Genomic DNA, 18687 nt, shown 5'->3' with positions numbered 1-18687 from the left:
TTCATTGGCTTCTGTTTTCCAAATCACGGCGATGTCATAATTTATAATTAAAAATTAAATGATTTAAAGATTAAAATATTTGCCGCAAAGATAAGAAGAAGAAATTGTAAGTGTTTAAAGTTATGAGCTATAAATTATGAGTTTTTAAATTTTTAAATCGTTTAATCTTTACATAATAAAGTATTAATTTTGCACAAAATAAAAATTTATGTCCTTAAAAGCTGTGCTTTTCGATATGGATGGGGTAATTGTTGATACAGAACCTCTTCATAGAAAAGCTTATTTCAAAACATTCAACCAGCTAGAAATCGAGGTTTCTGAAGACCTTTATACTTCTTTTACAGGAGCTTCTACAAAAAGAGTTTGTGAAACTTTAATTTCTGAGTTTAATTTATCACACACTCACGAAGATATTACCAATATTAAAAGAACTCATTTTAAAGATTATTTTTACAACGATGAAGAATTTGATTTAATTCCAGGAGTAAGAAAACTGATTGAGCATTATTACGAAAACAACATCAAATTAATTGTTGCTTCTTCGGCAAGTATGACCACTATTAATATGGTTTTTGATAAATTTGGTTTAGAAAAATATTTTAACGGAAAGATCAGCGGTGCAGATTTAAAAGAATCAAAACCTCATCCTGAAATTTTTCAGCTTGCCGCAAAAATGGCCAATGAACCTATTGAAAACTGTATGGTTATTGAAGATTCTACCAATGGAATTTTGGCAGCGCACCGAGCCAATATTTTTTGCGCAGCTTATAAAAGCTTCCATTCTCACAATCAGGATTACAGCTTAGCAAATATTGTGATTTCAGATTATTCGGAAATTGAAGTTGATAAAATTTCTAAACATTTTTAAATAAAAAAACAGCTCTCAAAAATATGAGAGCTGTTTTTTCTACTTTTTGGCTATAGCCAATTGATTTTTTGATAAAAATGGGCTTCCTTCGACAAGCTCAGGATGACATACCCATTCCTATTCATAAATTATTTTATCGGTTTGTTTAATAACCCAATATTTTCAATATATCTTCAGGTTCCTGTCTTTCTCTAAAGATTTCATACTGGAATTCTCCATTTTCGTCTTTCTGAATCAGAATATGTCTCGGCTGCGGCATCAAACAGTGATGAACTCCACCATAACCACCAATTGTTTCCTGATACGCTCCGGTATGGAAAAACCCGATGTATAAAGGTTTCGTATCACTGAAAACTGGCAAATAAATGGCATTGGTATGCTGTTCAGAGTTGTAATAATCATCAGAATCACAAGTCAAACCTCCTAAGAAAACTCTTTCATAAGAATCTTCCCAACGGTTTAACGGAAGCATAATAAAGTGTCTCGAAATCGCCCACGTATCAGGAAGAGTTGTCATGAAAGATGAATCGATCATATTCCATTTTTCTCTGTCGTTCTGACGTTTTTGAGAAATAATTTTATATAAATTGGCACCGCTTTCTCCAACGGTAAAGCTTCCAAATTCTGTATAAATATTTGGTTCTTCTACTCCTTCTTCTTCACAGAATTTTTTGATTTGAGAAACGATTTCTTCCACCATATATTGGTAATCGTAATCAAAATTCAAAGAAGTTTTAATTGGGAAACCTCCACCAATATTTAGTGAATTTACTTCCGGAGCAATTTTCTTCAAACGTGCATACACACGAAGACATTTGTACAATTCGTTCCAGTAATAAGCCGTGTCTTTGATTCCGGTATTGATGAAAAAGTGAAGCATTTTCAGTCTTGCATTCGGATGTTCTGCAATTTTCTGACTGTAATAAGGAATAATATCTTTATATCCGATTCCTAATCTTGAGGTATAAAATTCGAATTTAGGTTCTTCCTCAGAAGCAATTCTGATTCCGATATCGAAAGTCGTGTCGATACTTTCAGTTAACTTATCAAGCTCTCTATAATTATCTAAAATAGGAGTGATATTTTCAAAACCGCTGTTGATCATGTCTGAAATTTTCGCCAGATAATCATCCGTCTTGAAACCATTACAGATCACTTCAATATTTTTATCAACTTTCCCTTCATTATAAAGCGACTTCACAATATCCATGTCGTAAGCCGAAGACGTTTCGATAGAAATATCATTCTTCAAAGCTTCTTCAATTACAAATTTGAAATGGCTGGATTTTGTACAGTAACAGTATCTGTAGTTTTTTTTGTAATCGATTTTCTCAAAAGCTTCCTTAAACCAGCCTTTTGCTTTTTGAATATTTTGAGAAATCTTCGGGAGGTAACTTACCTTAAGAGGCGTTCCAAACTTCTCAACAACTTCCATTAAAGGAATATCGTGAAAAGACAAATTGTTCTCAGAAACATTGAATTCTTCCGTTGGAAAATACAATGTCTGATCAATAAGTTCCGAGTATTTTATTTTCATTTTTTAACAAGTGAATTAAGAATGCAAAATTGCTAAAAAAGTTTGATTTTTTAACGTTAAATTTATTATAAATTTCTATTGTTTTTAGACTAAAAAATTAGTCTTTAATCAATAAGTAAACTTAATAATGTATTCGTTTCTCTTATTCTCAGTAATTCCCAAAACCTGATGAATATAAATATCGATAGAACCGTATTTTTTATCAATTTCAGAAAAAGAAGCGTGTAAATAGTCCTTTTCAACCCAACTTAATTTTTCGATAACATTCAAATCCATTTTCGGGTATATAAAATGTAGATTATTGGCAAGACGAAGTCTTTTCTGAATTAATTGCTTTCTGTAATTGTTTGACAGAAGATAATCGTTTTCAATAGTTTCTTTGTCAAATTTTAAAATTGTCAAAATCAACGCGGTTATTATTCCGGTTCTGTCTTTTCCAGCGGTACAATGATATAAAACAGGACTTTCAGAATCTAAAATCTCATGAATAATCTTTTTAATAATGTCCGGATTTTCTGTTGCGTAAGTTTTATAAAAGTCAAGCATTCTGTGGTCCGCATCTGAACCTTTAACTTTCCCTTTTAAAACAAGCTTTTTCGCCTGATCAAGTTGATCTCCTTCATCTTCAAAAGCAGAATAATTTTTATAATCAATATTTTGAGGAATTACATCGGGTTTCTGTGAAATTTCTTTAGAATTTCTCAAATCAATAATTTCTTTAATTCCTAACTTTTGAAACTCTTTTATAGACTTGTTCTTTAGTTGATGCAAATGCGCGCTTCTGTAAAACTTTCCTTCTTTTAAAATTCTGCCATCTATATTTTTGATATTTCCAATCGTTCTGAAATTGGTTACTTTTTTAATTTTAAATTGGTTTTCAGTTTGTGAAATTCCGTATTCAGGTTTAGAAAAATCTTGTGTCTTACAGGATAAAACACAAAAAACAATGATAATGAGGAATGATATTTTTATTAATTGTTTCAATATATTTCAGGATATTCTATTTCATTAATTCCAACAAAAAATAAAAGATCTCCAGATTCATATTGAATAGAAATTTCATCCTCTGCTGCAAAATTCCGCGTACCGATTCTTGAGATCATGCTTAAACTATCATTTGTTAATGACCAATTCAACCCTTTTGTCGTAATATTTTCAGCTGAAGGAAAAGGATACAGAGAGATCATCTTGTTTTTCACATTTTTCAGAGAGAAATTTTTTGGAATAAAATAATATTCAGAAAACTCGTCATAAAATTTTATGTTTAAATTATTCTTAAATGAATAAGCGACCGTAAGATTTCCTAAAAAATGATCCTGTTCTCCTCCACTTCCACCTAAAACATCAACCTCATGAAATCCTTTTTCTAAAATAATTTCTAACGCTTTATGAAAATCTGTTTTCTCCTGATCCAGTGTAAGAATAAATTTCTCCTGATACACATTTTCGTCTGACCCAATATGAGAATCAAAATCCCCGGAAATAAAATCTAATTTATCTAAAGGAAAATTGAGTTCTTTCAAATAATGAAAAGCACCATCTGTACAGGCAATTAAATTATATTTTTCTAAATCAGGGAAAGATTTCGGGGCGTCACCGTTGATAAAAAGAAGTACTTTAGTCATTAATATAACTTTATAATTGCTTTAATAAAAAAGCTGAACCATAATTTGATTCAGCTTATACTTTATAAATTTTCTGTAAAATTAGTTAAATATCGGCACTTGACAATTATTAACATCTTTATCTCCAGATTTATATTGATATAATCCTATAACTGGCTGATAAACTAAATTTCCATTTGAATCATAATAGTAAGGATTTATTTCAACATTTGTAATTTCATACTTTACATTTGCAGCAAAATTTTCATTTGAAAATACATCTCCAAATGCCGACGTATATGATCCTGCAGGAATTGTATATTGACCACTATGCCACACAAACCCATAAGTATTATCAGTAATTTTATAAGAAATATACCTGTCTCTGCTATATACCTCGGAAGAAACCGCTCTGGCCTGATATCTCTTTTTGTCTGTTCGACAAGGTGATTCTGTAAATTCTAAATCAACCCATTCTGTAATAATAAGTGGCGGTCCCTTTTGAACAAGAGTTTCACTTTTAGAACTTGTTTCATTTACTCCATACACATCATCATCTTGTGAACATGCAACGGATAGTAATCCAACTAAGGTAATAAGTACTAATTTTTTCATGGTTATTTATTAATATTTGTTTATTCGCTAAAATAGGAAATATTTTCGCAAATTATTCGACTATTAATAAAGATTATTTCAATAAGAACTTATCTTTCATTCGGATTCCAGTATTCTTCCGGTTCGTTGTTGATTTTTGAGATGTATCTTGCTAAAACAAAAAGATAATCAGAAAGACGGTTCAGATATTTAATCAATTCGGGACGCACTTCTTCAGATTCATTTAAGAATACCAATGAACGTTCAGCTCTTCTACAAATAGTACGAGCTGCATGTAAAAAAGTTGCCGATTTTCCGCCTCCCGGAAGAATAAAGTATTGAAGAGGCTCTAGTTTATCTTCAAAAGCATCCATCCAATTTTCGAGTTCTTCAATTTCCGTATCAGAAATAATCAAAGAAAGACGAGACTTTCCATTAGCCAACATCAGTTTATCAACCGGAGTTGCCGCTTCTGAGCCTACTGTAAATAAATCAAACTGGATTTTTTTTAACTGTTTTAAAACTTCCTCATCAGTGATATGGCTTTTTGAAATTCCGATAAAAGAATTTAGCTCATCAATATTTCCGTAGCTGTCAACTCTTGCACTGGCTTTTGAAACTCTCGTACCGCCGTATAGAGCGGTCTGACCTTTATCCCCTGTTTTGGTGTATATTTTCATAGGTAAATTTTCGTTATTCTTAAAACCATGCGTAATCATGGTGATTTCAAAAGACTAAATTACTTTTTTAAAACTATGCTGACAAATGTTTTTGAGTAAGTTTAAAGCAACGTGGTTTACAGAAGATTTTATTCATGTCAATCTATTATTAAATCTTGTGAATCCATTTAAATTGTGACGATAATTAAGATCAATTTCGACAATTTTTATTTAATTTTAAATCACCAAATCATAAATAATAATTATGCACACCAATCAACAATTAAGCGACTTAATGGCGCTGGATCTGGGAATCAACCTGATCAACAGAAGACCTTATGCAAAAGAAGTTTTTAAGTGGCAGGATATCGAGCTTCTCCCCCATTCGTCAACCGATACTTTACTTTGTGAAATCTACGAGTGGAACGGACGAAACTGGCGCACAACCAATAACAACCTCATCGGTTATTTATTTTCAGGTGAGCAATTAAATACAGTAAAAAATCAATTATTAAATACCCCAAAACATACGGCATTGATTCCTGACTTTGAATTTACCAAAGACAGCATGATCGAATACGGCTTGTCATTACCCTCTTTATTTAACATTGGAATTAACGGAAATATCAACAGCGCAAAAAATTTCTCCATTCGTGTAAATGGAGTAACAAAATCGAGAATTACCAATATCGATTCGCCTGGAATTGAAATTTTGAAAAGCTTTTCAGAATTTACACAGTCAAAATCTAAAACGTATCGAAAGAACATCAAATTTAATTACTTGAGTATCTCTTTATTTTACGCTGAAAGTGTAGAAATTTTTCTTGAAAAAGAATCGGGAGTTGGTTTGGATGTCAGTTTTCAGACAACTAATGTTAATGTAGAAGCAAAAGTGGATACCGATACCAAAAAACATTTTGTTTTAAAATATTCCGGAAACCAAGCTCCTTTTGCAGCGAAATTTGTAAAAGGAAAAAACTTTGATGTGGAATAAGCTTTTTTAGTTATGAGTTAAAAATTATGAATTATGAGTTGATTGAAACCGAAGATCTCTTTGAAATTAACTCATAATTCATAACTCATCATTTTAAACTCTTTTACCTGTTTAAAATCATTGCAGCTTCTTTTGCTGCGTATGTGAAAATCATGTCTGCTCCTGCTCTTTTGAAGCATGTTAAGCTTTCAATAATTGCTTTATCATTATCCAGCCAACCGTTTTGAGCAGCTGCTTTCAGCATTGCATATTCTCCGCTTACATTATAAACTGCAATCGGCAAATCAATTGCTTCACGCACTTTTGCGACAATATCCAAATAAGGAAGACCTGGTTTTATCATAATAATGTCTGCACCTTCTTCCACATCTTTGAAAACTTCATTTAATGCTTCACGGGAATTGTGAAAATCCATCTGATAGGTTTTTTTATCTTTCGGAATTTCCATATCATCTTTTGGTGCGCTGTCTAAGGCACTTCTGAATGGCCCGTAAAAAGAACTTGCATATTTTGCCGCATAACTTAGAATTCCCACATCATGAAATCCGCTTTCTTCCAAAGCCTCACGAATTGCTAAAACTCTGCCATCCATCATATCACTTGGTGCCACAATGTCAGCTCCGGCTTCAGCATGTGACACAGCCATTTTTGCAAGCGCATCATTGGTAGCATCATTGATGATTTTTCCGTTTTCTATGATTCCGTCGTGACCGTAAATTGAGTAAGGATCTAAAGCAACATCAGGCATAATCACCATTTCAGGAATAGCGTCTTTAATTGCCTTAATGGTATTTTGCATTAAACCATCTTTATTCCATGCTTCTTTTCCGGTGTTATCCTTTAAATCATCAGAAACTTTCATATAAAGATTAACCGCCTTTACTCCTAAAGAAAACAATTCTTTGCATTCTTTTACCGTAAGATCAATGCTTCGCCTGAAAATTCCGGGCATTGAAGGGATTGCCTCTTCTTTATTTTCGCCTTCCATGACGAAAATAGGCATTACAAAATCGTTCACTGAAAGACTGCATTCTCTTACCAAACCTCTCATCGATTCATTCACTCTTAGTCTTCTGTTTCTAGAATATATCATCTTTGGAATACTTTTTGAATAATTTATTGCAAATTTAATATAAGTTCTACAAAAAACTATTGCAGAGAATTATATAATTTATTATTTTTGTTAGTAATATTTAAGCAAATTTATCGTTGATGAAAAAACTTTTACTTTTATTTATATTTTTTGGCGCTTCTATCATGTTTTCTGACAATTTGAAAGCACAAATAAAAGAGCCAACCTCCACAAATCAAAAATCTGATGACGGTGTGCTTACAGCATATCCGAATCCTGCGAAAGATTTTTTGATGGTGAAAGCTAAAGATGCTTCATTAAAAATAAAGAACGTTACTTTTTATTCTATATTAGGAACTCAGGTTGCTAGTTACAATGTAAACAGTAACAATACTGAAATTAATATTCAGAGATTGAAACCCGGAAAATATCTGATACGATATATTCTAAGCGACAATACGCAAAAAGTTACTCAAATAGTAAAACAATAATATTCAAATCCTGATAATCATCAGGATTTTTTCTTTTAGCACATTTTTTTTTAATTATTCCGTAACTTTCGGGATATTTCATAACTAATTGTAAAAACAATTTTAATGCTAAAAGCTGAACAAATTACTAAAACCTACAATGCAGGAAAAAAGACCGCATTAGACGATTTTAGCATACACGTTCCGAAAGGAAGTATTTACGGTCTTCTAGGGCCAAACGGAGCAGGAAAAACTTCATTCATCCGAATAATCAATCAGATTACACAAGCCGATTCAGGGAACGTTTTCATCAACGGAGAAAAATTGAATCCGAATCATATTAAAGACATCGGCTACATGCCGGAAGAACGTGGTCTTTATAAAAACATGAGCGTTGGAGATCAGATTCTTTACTTTGGGGAACTGAAAGGAATGACAAAAAATGATGCTCTAAACGAAGCAAAAAAATGGTTTGATAAACTTAATATTGATCAGTGGTGGAAGAAAAAGCTATCTGAACTTTCAAAAGGAATGGCTCAGAAAATACAATTTGTAGTAACCGTTCTTCACAGACCCCATCTTTTAATTTTGGATGAACCGTTTTCAGGTTTTGATCCGGTGAATGCCAATTTAATTAAAGATCAGATCATCGAACTTAAAAATAACGGAACCACTATTATTCTTTCTACCCACAGAATGGAAAGTGTAGAAGAAATGTGCGATTATGTGGCTTTGATAAATAATTCTAAAAAAATAATTGACGGAAGAGTTTTTGATGTTCGCGAAAAATTCAAGAAAAACATTTTTGGAATTACTTTATCTGAAGTCAACGATGACCAGTTTGATCAGTTTAAAAATAAATATGGAATTTTCAACATGACCCATGAAAATAATCTGGTTTCTTTTGATTTGAAAAACGAAGCAGATCAGAACAATATCCTTTTAGATTTGGTTAATGTAGGAAAAGTAAGATCTTTCGACGAAAGAATTCCGAGCATGAATGAAGTATTTATCAATGCGGTAAGCAATCACTCTTAATTTTATGAACAATATTTTTTTAATTACAAAAAGGGAATTTCTTACGCAGGTTAAGAAAAAATCCTTCGTTATACTCACTTTGCTGGCTCCGGTAATGATCATTGCTTTCGGAGCGGTTATCGGAATGATGTTTAAAGCCAATCAATCTCACAATGTGATTGAAGTGGTTGATAACAGCGGGCTTTTTAAGGGACAACTGAAGTCTGATGAAAAAATCAACTATGTTTTTATTCCTTCCGCTGAAGAACAATCTAAACTTAATAATCTAAAAGGCAATGAAAATCTGGACGGAATTTTAATTCTTCCCATTTTATCAGGCAATAATTTTGATGATTTAGAAAAAAGTACACGATTGGTTGTAAACACCAAAATCGGTTTTGATACTAAGCAGCAAATTATCTCAGACATTACAAATGTCATCAAAAAAGAGAAAATAAAACAACTTGGAATTCAGGAAGCGCAACTTGCCGATCTTGATAAAAGTTTCACCTTAAAAACCATCAATGTTTCTGAAGACAATAAAGAAGATTCAGACTTGGCATTTGGCGTAAAAAGCGCTTTGAGTATGGTTTTGATGTATGTAACATTTATGTTTATCATCATCTATGGAGTTCGTGTGATGCGAAGCGTTTTGGAGGAAAAAAACAACCGTGTTGTAGAGATTATCATTTCTTCTGTAAAACCTTTTGAATTGATGATGGGTAAAATTCTCGGAGTAACTATGGTTGCTTTAACGCAGTTTATTGTATGGATTATGATGTCTGTAGTCGGAGCTTTGGTTTTGAACACAGGATTTGCCTCACTTCAGAAAAATATTCCCGGAGGAAATGAAGAATTGATGAGCAAACTTGATATCGCCCAAATTGCAACACAGGTTTCTCACAGTTTATTAGAATTAAATTTCCCGCTGATTATTTTTGTATTCATCGTATTTTTCCTTTTGGGATATATGTTTTACAGCTCTGTTTACGCTGCAATTGGTTCAGCTGTTGACAATGAAACGGAAACGCAGCAGTTCACTTTATTTGCCATTCTTCCGCTTACCTTAGGTATGTACGGAAGTATTTCTGTAATCAATAATCCTGACGGACCGGTTGGTTTCTGGATGTCGATTATTCCATTTACTTCGCCTGTTGCGATGGTGGCGAGAATTCCGTTTGGAGTTCCGGCCTGGCAGATTGCTTTATCGATTGCTTTGCTTTTAGGAACAACCATTTTTATGATTTTCCTTGCCGGAAAAATTTACAGAGTAGGAATTTTGATGTATGGAAATAAGGCGACCATGAAGGAAATCTGGAAGTGGATCAGAGGGTAAAACCTGCTGAGATCGCTAAGACTTTTTAATTATTATAAATATTTTTCGATCGCAAAGGCGTTTCACTTAGCAATAGTTAGCCTCATTAAGAAGAATAAAAAATTACTAAGAATTTTTATACTAAAAAGCAAAAAGCTACCAAGATATTTATAGAAACAAAAATCCCGAAGTATAAACTTCGGGATTTTGTATATTTTGATTAAAAAATTTTATTCAAAAATATAGCTTAAAGTCAAACTGAGAACCTGCTCGGATTTCTTTTTAGCCGTATTGGGATCTTGCGTAAAACTTTCAACAAGATTAGGATACGTATTTGAAAGTCCTAAATCATATTTTAAAGCGAGTTCCAACTGTCTTTTGTAGCTATATCCTATTCCTGCACCAATGGCAAAATTAAAGCTATTTGCTTTACCATTAATCTTCGGATACTCGGGAACAGTTACATCAGGATCGTAATAAGGTCTTCCTACAGGAGCATTTTTTACATTCTGACTCAGCAAGAAATTAAATCTAGGACCAATTAATCCAAAAAATTCTGATTCTGCTTCAGAAAAATACCCTTTAAAGTAGATTGGAACGCTTAAATAGTTATTGGCATATACTGCGTCATAACCATCAGCACCTTTCGAATCTTTATTTTTCCCTGACTCGCCGGCTCCGTAATACGCAACCTCGGGTTGCAAATAAAACTGATCTGCTCCACCCATTGGAATTAAAGCTAAAAGCCCGCCCTGAAAAGCAAATCTTGCCCCTGAAGGGTTGTGTGCATTTTTAACTCTGGAATAGTTTGCACCTGCTGTAAGACCAAATCTTGTACTTCTTAAATCGATTTGTGCGAACGATAAAAAAGAAAAGGCCAATGCAGATGTTAATAAAATTTTTTTCATATCATATTTGTTTTTCGCTTATCCTAAGATCTTTGCTACAGTAGCACCAATGTCAGCAGGAGAATCTACAACGTTGATTCCGTTTTCTCTCATGATTTCCATTTTTGCCTGAGCTGTATCTTCATCACCACCAACGATTGCACCAGCGTGCCCCATTGTTCTTCCTTTAGGAGCAGTTTGCCCTGCGATGAAACCTACAACTGGTTTTGTAGAACCACTTGCTTTGTACCATCTTGCCGCTTCAGCTTCAAGACCACCACCGATCTCACCGATCATTACAACCGCTTCAGTTTCAGGATCGTTGATGAATAATTCTAAAGCTTCTTTAGTTGTAGTTCCGATAATCGGGTCACCACCGATTCCGATTGCAGTAGAAATACCGTAACCAGCTCTTACCACCTGATCAGCAGCTTCATAAGTTAAAGTTCCTGATTTTGAAACGATACCTACTTTACCTTTTTTGAAAACGAAACCTGGCATAATACCAATTTTAGCTTCATCAGAAGTGATGATTCCAGGACAGTTTGGCCCGATTAATCTGCACTCTCTGTCTGCAATATAAGATTTTACTTTTACCATATCTGCAACAGGAATACCTTCTGTAATACAAACGATCACTTTGATACCCGCTTCAGCAGCTTCCATGATAGCATCTGCAGCAAATGCAGGCGGTACGAAAATAATACTTACGTTGGCTCCAGCTTTTGATACAGCATCAGCAACAGTATTGAATACCGGCTTACCTAAGTGCTCGCTTCCTCCTTTCCCCGGAGTAACACCACCTACTACGTTTGTTCCGTATTCGATCATCTGACCTGCGTGGAAAGTACCTTCGTTACCTGTAAATCCTTGTACAATTACTTTAGAATCTTTGTTTACTAAAATTGACATTTTATTGTTTTTTAAATTTATTTATTTTAATGCTCACAAATTTACTTATTTTTCTTTGAATTTGAATAAAACCTTAATGTGAATCTTAATTCCAATTTATGATATATAAGGTATCGTAAAATATAAAATCAAAAGTTTAATTTTTTATGGGAAAAATAATTTGTATAAAAATCATACAAACCAAAACACAAATACCTTATTTACAGAGTAATACAAATAAAAACTCGCTACTTCTTTATGATAGACGGTTTAACAAAGAATATCAGATTCTGCGAAAAATTTGAAATAAGATGACAGCAAAGGCTTAGTGTGATTTAATTATTGTACGTTACCGTTAAGCAAAATTGTTTAGCTCTGCTGAAAACTCTGCTGACTGTAAAAGAATACAGTCAACATCACACTGAATGTCGGCTCAAATACTCGTAAAGTAATCCGGTTATGCACAAATACCATGTTGCTTCTCAATAAAATCATCTGTCACAGATTAAATGTTAGCAATACCACTAAAACTACCGTCTGTCATACTCAAAATATGATCTATCTGCTTCGGAAAGTAATCTGTATGAATCGAAAAGCCGTCTTATCTGGTCAGAAAGATGTAGTACTACCCTATTTTGTCTGATAGCATTTACTTTTTACTATTTGACAGTGCAATATGTTATGCTAAACAATCATCAAACCCGTTGTGCATTTTACAGATATCGTCAAGTGACTGATTATTTACATTTTTCTATTCTTGCTTACCCTTAAAAATAATATTTAACCTCAGTTCGGGATAAGAGATTCTGATAATAGTTTTTAAATCATTAAACGCAAAGATTTTATAATTAAACTTTCTAATTTTAGAAAGCTAAGGCAAATAAATTTGCTTCGCAAAGCTTGAGCAAAAGCTTTATAAAATCAACTCGTTGATTCATCTTTGCTTACTTTATTATAAGAGCATAAAATTTACCTTTGCGTCAAATATATAATAACCTCACGGTTAATATTTTACGATCATTACTTAACCCGAACTCAGGCTATTTATTATAAAAAATTTGTCTTTCCTAGCAATAAAAGATGCTGGGAAAGACAAAGAATTGTAAATAAATACTGATATCAGGCTAACAAAGGCATTGCAGATATTTTCGAAAGATAATTAAATGCACAATGGTTAATTATCAGGTAATCAAATATCAGTCATTCTTTTTTTAATTCTGTGATGGAATGTCATTATGACGTATTCCGAGATCTGCTGTTTTACGGGAAATTTTGTAGTTCCCGTACAATGAGGGATTTAGGATATCATACTTTTTCATCAGCCTGTCGAGCTTCTGTAAACATGTTCCTAATTTTTTAAATTCTGCTTTCAGATCCTGAGTGGCATTCTGGCTGGTATCGATACTTACCCCTGCGTCATACGCTTTGGCATCAAAATTATTAATAGCAGCCAACCACTGACTTGTTTCGGAAGCAGTTACATAGTCAGGACTAAGATTTCCGATATGATCATTGACCACATTATAAAGCCTGTTGCAATAAATTTTTGCTTCTACACCAGTCAATCCGTTAATTTTAGATTTACTCGTGGTAAGCTGTTTGCTCAACGGGCTGTCTTTATCATCAAAATAATCAGCAGCTGTATTGGCATACGCCACCGTAAGATTAATCATTAATGATCTTGCATCTGCTTTTAAACCTGTATTTGCTGTAGTATCGATCGTTTGAATTGCCACTAAACTGTCGAGATGATCAACAATAGTATTCAGTTCTGAAATTCTTACTGTCACAGGATTATTACCTGCGTATTTTGCCTGTTCAGCAGAAAAGAATTGTCGTAGAGTTTTGGCCATGTTCAGCCTGTTGGATTGTTTTGTCGTCATTGTGTTTTTATTTAAGAATAAGAACAAATTTAGAAAATATTTCGACATATTCAATATTAAACAATAATAATTAATAAATACACAAACATTCTACTTGATTGTTATTAAATTTATTAGAAACAGAAATTAATTATTAAGCTTCGAAAGTCTCATCTTTTCTGTATTGTCCAATTGTGGAATGGAGATCAATACATAAATAAACCTAAATTTTTCAGTGCTTCATGATATAAAATAACACGTCATTTTTTGTCGCAACAATGATTTTCTTTTGCAGCATAAAATCATATACTTACAAGACTTGTATCAAACAGTTGTAACATGTGTTAAAAAAAGTTAAATTCGCAAAAAAATAATAACCATTAAAAAACGCAAATCATGAAAAAACTCTACATGAGTGCATTACTGCTAAGCAGTACCGCTATTCTAAATGCTCAGGAGGTGATATGGCAGAAAGATATTAAATCTTCTACTCAGGATTTTCTTTCTCAGGTTACCACGACAGTTGATCAGCAATATCTAATCACAGGGAGCAGTATTCAGGCAGCAGGTAAAACTGCAGTGTCATCTGTAGCTTCAAAGCAGAATAACGGCTACGATTTTCATCTCGTAAAACTCAATCAACAGGGAGAAGAAGTCTGGGAGAAATATTTCTCAGGACAAAACCACGATTTTTTATCAGCAACAATTGCTACGCAGGAAGGAGGTTTTCTTTTGGCGGGAACTTCGCATTCCGGACTGGGTCTAGACAAAAAAGATGCTTCTAAAGGTGGATCTGATATCTGGCTGATCAGAATTAATGAATTCGGAGATGAATTGTGGCAGAAAACTCTGGGAACTTCTCAGGATGAAGAGGCAAGATCTGTGATTCAGACCGCAGACTTTGGTTTTATGGTGGCAGGAAATGTTCAGAATTCAGCCAACGGATTCGGCTCTAAAGATGTGACCGTAACAAGGCTCGATAAAAATGGAAAAGTTCTTTCCGAATTAATATTAGGTGGAAGAGGTTTGGATGAAGTGGAAAAGATGATCCCGACTCCAGACGGAGGAGCGTTGTTAGGAGTTTATTCGCGGAGTAGTGCTTTTGTAGGAAGCGGGAGGATGGAAGCAGGAAGTTCAACTATCAACTATCAACCAAAAACTACCAACAATTTCGGTGAAGGCGATTACTGGGTAATCAAACTTACCAAAGACAACAAAGTAGAATGGGAAAAGAATTTCGGGGGTAAAGGTGATGATCATTTGAGAACAATGGTTTTTACTTCTTCGGGATATATTATTGGTGGAGAATCAAGGTCGGAAAGATCGGGAAACAAAACTGTGGGAATTGAAGAAGGAACTGATGTTTGGCTGATTTCTTTAAACACAAAAGGAGATGAACAGTGGCAGAAATCTTACAATTTTAAGAATCGAGATATCCTGATGGGAATGAATGTGATTAATAAGAGTCAGGATAAAAGAGAAAAGAACCAAGACCTGACCAAAGGAATATTGTTGGGTGGTTACACGCAGGCAGAAGGAAAAATTGAAGCTGATGATGAAACATTCTGGATGCTTTATATCGACAATAATGGAAACGAGCAGTGGCGAAAACATGTAAAAGGAGAATCAAGGAAGAAAGAGGAAAGGCTTTCTGATCTGAAGATGAATAAGGATGGTTCTATTGTTTTAGCGGGAACAAGCGCTGAAGAACTAGGAAAAGAGAACTGGAAGATTGTAAAGCTGGGAGATTCGCAAATTGATCAGTTAATAGAAAAGCAGAATATTAAGATTTATCCTAATCCGGTATCGGATTATGCTTACGTTGAAATCGGATTTGACTCTTCGACAGGCTCAGATCAAGGCTTTAAGGAAGCGGATATTATTATTTACGATATGGGAGGAAGACAGCTTCAGAGTTTGAAAACCAAGAATAAGGTAACTAAAATTAATACGCAGAATTTGATTCAGGGGGCGTATTTGGTCGTTGTGAAAACGGATACTGAGAAGACTGCTAATGCTAAATTGATTAAAAAATAAACTTACATGAAGAAAAATAAATATATTAAAATAATACTGCTGTTGCTATTTTGCATCTATGGAAAAGAAAGTATTTATGCGCAGTCAAGCGTGGGCGACTATGTAACAACCCCAATTGCTTCGCCTTCTATGGCATCTATGTCAAAATATTCTGATGCTCCCGTTTCTGTACAGACAGGTCAGCCATCTATACAGATTCCTTTGCTCGAACTGCCAGGGAATGCAGGAAATTTCAGCTATCCATTGGGATTGAGTTATAATAGCCTTACCAAAGATAATGATCGCGTATCAGATGTGGGCGCCGGATGGTCTTTTAGTGCAGGCGGAGTGATTTACAAAAAAGTAATGGGTGATCTTGCCGATGAGTCTTATAATAATGCATCAGCTCCAAATTATATCAAAAACGAGTTTGATGATATTTATTATTACAATCTTCCCGGCTATTCCGGAAAATTTACCATTAAAAGGGATATTGTCAACAATACTTTTTCACTGCTGAAAACTACAGCAGATAACATGAAGATCAGCTATGAAAGAGATAACACTATTACCGCAACGCTTAAGATTAAAAATTTCACCCTTACAGACGATCAGGGATATCAATATTTCTTCAACACAGTAAATGTGCATCGGTATAAATTTGCCGATGAGTTTTTCGGTGCAGAATACAATTCAGCGTATATGCTGACAGAAATTAAGAATCCTTCAGGGGTGTCACTAATCAGTTTTACTTATGAGAAAAAGGATAAATACTCAGTAAATATTCGCCTGTATGAAATGTATCGTCTCAAAAGTCTTAAAAGCAGAAAAGGTGAAATAATTTTAAACCATATTTACGATGAAGCACTTGAAAAATCTGTTAATGATCCTTATAATTTACAGAGCCTAACTCTAAAAAATCCTTCAGGGGAAACCATTTCTAGCTATGTCTTCAATTCTGAAATATCTGCTTTACCTGCAGAAGTTCTTAAGAGAAGAAGAATATTAAACTACATCGAAAAAAGAGATAAAAACGGAAATAAAACAGAACGTACAAGCTTTGTGTATAACGGAGTATCACACTTAGAAAAAATAATATCTCCTCAGGGAGCATTTACCCAATATGAATATGAACAAGGGGAACTTTTTTTTGATTTTAATGATCCGGCATATCTTTCCAGTATAGAGGAAAGTACAGAATATAATGATAAAATCCAATATATGGAAAGTATTATTAATAATACTGTAAATACACAACAATCAAATGATTTTAATTTCACTATACCTGGAAATTTCGCCAAGAAAAAAAGATATGTATTATATTTAAATATCCAGAAAAAATCGAGTTGGGTACGTCCTCCTTTTCCCGATGATACTCTGCCGGGTACTCCAAAGCCACCTATACCACCACAAAATCTAAAATTTGTTTTGAAAAAAGGGTCTGAGATTATTCGAGATAATATTACTGATTACACTGGATCATATGTTTTTGCATTGTATCCCGGAAACTATACATTAACTGCTGTTTATGATCCCTATGTCAGTGGTACAGGAACATACTCTGTAAGCGAAACCAAATTCCTTCCGCAGCCCTACAGAAATGCAATAAAAGGTGGAAATTCAAGACTGAAATATATTAAATCTTATGCCGGAATCAACGATACAACACCTCAAAGAACCGTAGAGTATCATTACGATGCTTTTGATAAGGTCAACAGTGCCAGTGGATATGTATTTGAAAACGAAGAAGGAGGAAATGACACCTACATTTTATATAAAAATGTAAAAGTCTCTGAAGCTGGTCTTGGCTCTACACGCTATACCTTCGAAAATCCAGATGATTATCCCAAACAGCAAACGGGAGGAACTTCGTGGGAATCTTCGTATTTCTGGCCTTACTACAATATAACCAAACAGGGGCTGATGAAAAAAAAGGAAATCTATGATGAGCAAAATATACTTTTGAACTCAGAGACATATACCTACGAGCTTGATCATTATTTCAATGAAGAATATGATTTCAGCATATCAAGCAAGATTAAATCTAAAACGGCTTATATCAAAAAAACAGGGTCAGTAAGCAAAGCTTTCTATCCGGGAGGAGGAACTCTGGAAGCAGCTTCAGAAACACTTATCGGAATCTCTAATCTTAAGCCTTATTATGTGAAAAATACGGCAGACGGAGATGTTTCTGAGCGATTTCTTACTTACGTAACCACACAACCTGAGTATGCACACTTAGTAACTGCTAATATTACCGGGATTCCGGTCATTACAGAAGAAAAAAAGAATGGGAAAATCATTTCAAAAACAGTTACAAAATACGACAACCTATCACTTCTGCCGACCTCGGTTTATTCTGCCAATATTGCGGACGGCAGCATGAGGGCAACTGTAAAAATGGATGTTTATGATCACCGTGGCAATCCGGTACAAATATCTTCTGAAGCAGGAAAACCGGTGGCATTTATCTTTGGATACGATAAGACCCAGGTCATTGCCAAAATTGAAGGTGCAACATATAATGATGCAATAAACAACTCTCTGGTGACTGCTGCCGTCAATGCTTCGAACTTTGACAACGTTGACCCTGCCACGGAAAACAATCTTATCAATGCATTGGATAACCTTCGGAAAGATAGCTCAATGGCTAATTATCAGATCACCACATATACCTACAATCCTTTACAAGGACTCACAACCATGACTTCAGCAAACGGACAGCGTGAGATTTATGAGTATGATGATGCAGGAAGGCTGAAAACAATAAAAAAAGCTGAAAAAGATGTCGCCGGAAATACCGTTGTTAAAAAGCTCAAAGAATACCAGTATCACTACAAAAATTAAATCGGATAACAAAAACAGCGGATTGATCAACAGCGAGCAGGATCTCTGTTCACA

At 34.1% G+C, this 18687-nt stretch carries 16 protein-coding genes; 7 read left to right on the top strand and 9 right to left on the bottom strand.

What is annotated here, in order from left to right:
• The first annotated feature begins 208 nt into the window (after positions 1-208).
• Positions 209-868 (top strand): HAD family phosphatase, encoded by a 660-nt coding sequence (locus tag OH814_RS03115; RefSeq protein ID WP_308827051.1) that lies wholly within the window; start codon positions 209-211, stop codon positions 866-868.
• A 145-nt stretch (positions 869-1013) separates the two neighbouring features.
• On the opposite strand, the gene OH814_RS03110 is transcribed toward OH814_RS03115, so the two are convergent.
• From OH814_RS03110 to OH814_RS03090, 5 genes are all read right to left on the bottom strand, one after another.
• Complete coding sequence (locus tag OH814_RS03110) at positions 1014-2405, bottom strand: arginine decarboxylase (protein WP_115621595.1); 1392 nt, start codon at positions 2403-2405, stop codon at positions 1014-1016.
• A gap of 108 nt (positions 2406-2513) precedes the next feature.
• Positions 2514-3389: a tyrosine-protein phosphatase gene (locus OH814_RS03105; protein WP_308827050.1), complete on the bottom strand. Its 876-nt coding sequence runs from the start codon at positions 3387-3389 to the stop codon at positions 2514-2516.
• The gene (locus OH814_RS03100) at positions 3386-4030 is read right to left on the bottom strand and encodes a thiamine diphosphokinase (RefSeq protein WP_308827049.1); all 645 of its coding nucleotides are present in this window, start codon (positions 4028-4030) and stop codon (positions 3386-3388) included. Before OH814_RS03100 ends, OH814_RS03105 begins: the two co-directional genes overlap by 4 nt.
• A gap of 81 nt (positions 4031-4111) precedes the next feature.
• Positions 4112-4624 carry a hypothetical protein gene (locus OH814_RS03095; RefSeq protein WP_308827048.1) on the bottom strand — a complete coding sequence of 171 codons (513 nt, stop codon included), beginning with the start codon at positions 4622-4624 and terminating at the stop codon, positions 4112-4114.
• An 89-nt stretch (positions 4625-4713) separates the two neighbouring features.
• A complete protein-coding gene (locus OH814_RS03090) occupies positions 4714-5283 on the bottom strand; it encodes a cob(I)yrinic acid a,c-diamide adenosyltransferase (RefSeq protein WP_115622163.1) in 570 nt (189 codons plus the stop codon).
• A gap of 244 nt (positions 5284-5527) precedes the next feature.
• Between OH814_RS03090 and OH814_RS03085 the strand changes: the two genes are divergently transcribed.
• Positions 5528-6256, top strand: coding sequence for a hypothetical protein (locus tag OH814_RS03085; protein ID WP_308827047.1), 729 nt, complete (start codon positions 5528-5530; stop codon positions 6254-6256).
• A 103-nt stretch (positions 6257-6359) separates the two neighbouring features.
• Here the strand turns inward: OH814_RS03085 and hemB are convergent, their stop codons facing one another.
• Positions 6360-7349 carry a porphobilinogen synthase gene (gene hemB, locus OH814_RS03080; protein ID WP_308827046.1) on the bottom strand — a complete coding sequence of 330 codons (990 nt, stop codon included), beginning with the start codon at positions 7347-7349 and terminating at the stop codon, positions 6360-6362.
• 119 nt (positions 7350-7468) lie between these two features.
• On the opposite strand from hemB, the gene OH814_RS03075 reads away from it, so the two are divergent.
• The 3 genes from OH814_RS03075 (at position 7469) to OH814_RS03065 (ending at position 10151) form a co-directional block, all read left to right on the top strand.
• Positions 7469-7819 carry a T9SS type A sorting domain-containing protein gene (locus OH814_RS03075; protein ID WP_076562058.1) on the top strand — a complete coding sequence of 117 codons (351 nt, stop codon included), beginning with the start codon at positions 7469-7471 and terminating at the stop codon, positions 7817-7819.
• 105 nt (positions 7820-7924) lie between these two features.
• On the top strand, positions 7925-8836 hold the full coding sequence (locus OH814_RS03070) for an ATP-binding cassette domain-containing protein (RefSeq protein ID WP_308827045.1): 912 nt from the start codon (positions 7925-7927) through the stop codon (positions 8834-8836).
• Positions 8837-8840: 4 nt separating this feature from the next.
• Positions 8841-10151: an ABC transporter permease gene (locus tag OH814_RS03065; RefSeq protein ID WP_308827044.1), complete on the top strand. Its 1311-nt coding sequence runs from the start codon at positions 8841-8843 to the stop codon at positions 10149-10151.
• Between the two features lie 209 nt (positions 10152-10360).
• Here OH814_RS03065 and OH814_RS03060 read toward each other — a convergent pair whose 3' ends face one another.
• The 3 genes from OH814_RS03060 to OH814_RS03050 all read right to left on the bottom strand — a co-directional run bounded on the left by OH814_RS03060 (position 10361) and on the right by OH814_RS03050 (position 13791).
• On the bottom strand, positions 10361-11038 hold the full coding sequence (locus OH814_RS03060) for a porin family protein (protein WP_308827043.1): 678 nt from the start codon (positions 11036-11038) through the stop codon (positions 10361-10363).
• A gap of 18 nt (positions 11039-11056) precedes the next feature.
• On the bottom strand, positions 11057-11929 hold the full coding sequence (gene sucD, locus OH814_RS03055; RefSeq protein ID WP_308827042.1) for a succinate--CoA ligase subunit alpha: 873 nt from the start codon (positions 11927-11929) through the stop codon (positions 11057-11059).
• A 1190-nt stretch (positions 11930-13119) separates the two neighbouring features.
• The gene (locus OH814_RS03050; protein WP_308827041.1) at positions 13120-13791 is read right to left on the bottom strand and encodes a hypothetical protein; all 672 of its coding nucleotides are present in this window, start codon (positions 13789-13791) and stop codon (positions 13120-13122) included.
• A 375-nt stretch (positions 13792-14166) separates the two neighbouring features.
• Here OH814_RS03050 and OH814_RS03045 point away from each other — a divergent pair, with 375 nt between their 5' ends.
• Both OH814_RS03045 and OH814_RS03040 read left to right on the top strand, forming a co-directional pair.
• The gene (locus OH814_RS03045; RefSeq protein WP_308827040.1) at positions 14167-15807 is read left to right on the top strand and encodes a T9SS type A sorting domain-containing protein; all 1641 of its coding nucleotides are present in this window, start codon (positions 14167-14169) and stop codon (positions 15805-15807) included.
• 6 nt (positions 15808-15813) lie between these two features.
• Complete coding sequence (locus OH814_RS03040) at positions 15814-18633, top strand: RHS repeat domain-containing protein (protein ID WP_308827039.1); 2820 nt, start codon at positions 15814-15816, stop codon at positions 18631-18633.
• Positions 18634-18687 lie beyond the last annotated feature (54 nt).

This window comes from Chryseobacterium sp. CFS15 (genome assembly GCF_031118795.1).
GTDB classification, from domain to species: domain Bacteria; phylum Bacteroidota; class Bacteroidia; order Flavobacteriales; family Weeksellaceae; genus Chryseobacterium; species Chryseobacterium indoltheticum.
The sequence above is the reverse complement of the archived record's forward strand: the minus strand, read 5'-3'. Positions and strand labels throughout refer to the sequence as shown.

Coding starts and splice junctions, on each gene's coding strand:
- OH814_RS03115 (WP_308827051.1), top strand. CDS start 209: ATGTCCTTAAAAGCTGTGCTTTTCGATATGGATGGGGTAATTGTTGAT.
- OH814_RS03110 (WP_115621595.1), bottom strand. CDS start 2,405: ATGAAAATAAAATACTCGGAACTTATTGATCAGACATTGTATTTTCCA.
- OH814_RS03100 (WP_308827049.1), bottom strand. CDS start 4,030: ATGACTAAAGTACTTCTTTTTATCAACGGTGACGCCCCGAAATCTTTC.
- OH814_RS03095 (WP_308827048.1), bottom strand. CDS start 4,624: ATGAAAAAATTAGTACTTATTACCTTAGTTGGATTACTATCCGTTGCA.
- OH814_RS03090 (WP_115622163.1), bottom strand. CDS start 5,283: ATGAAAATATACACCAAAACAGGGGATAAAGGTCAGACCGCTCTATAC.
- OH814_RS03085 (WP_308827047.1), top strand. CDS start 5,528: ATGCACACCAATCAACAATTAAGCGACTTAATGGCGCTGGATCTGGGA.
- hemB (WP_308827046.1), bottom strand. CDS start 7,349: ATGATATATTCTAGAAACAGAAGACTAAGAGTGAATGAATCGATGAGA.
- OH814_RS03075 (WP_076562058.1), top strand. CDS start 7,469: ATGAAAAAACTTTTACTTTTATTTATATTTTTTGGCGCTTCTATCATG.
- OH814_RS03070 (WP_308827045.1), top strand. CDS start 7,925: ATGCTAAAAGCTGAACAAATTACTAAAACCTACAATGCAGGAAAAAAG.
- OH814_RS03065 (WP_308827044.1), top strand. CDS start 8,841: ATGAACAATATTTTTTTAATTACAAAAAGGGAATTTCTTACGCAGGTT.
- OH814_RS03060 (WP_308827043.1), bottom strand. CDS start 11,038: ATGAAAAAAATTTTATTAACATCTGCATTGGCCTTTTCTTTTTTATCG.
- sucD (WP_308827042.1), bottom strand. CDS start 11,929: ATGTCAATTTTAGTAAACAAAGATTCTAAAGTAATTGTACAAGGATTT.
- OH814_RS03050 (WP_308827041.1), bottom strand. CDS start 13,791: ATGACGACAAAACAATCCAACAGGCTGAACATGGCCAAAACTCTACGA.
- OH814_RS03045 (WP_308827040.1), top strand. CDS start 14,167: ATGAAAAAACTCTACATGAGTGCATTACTGCTAAGCAGTACCGCTATT.
- OH814_RS03040 (WP_308827039.1), top strand. CDS start 15,814: ATGAAGAAAAATAAATATATTAAAATAATACTGCTGTTGCTATTTTGC.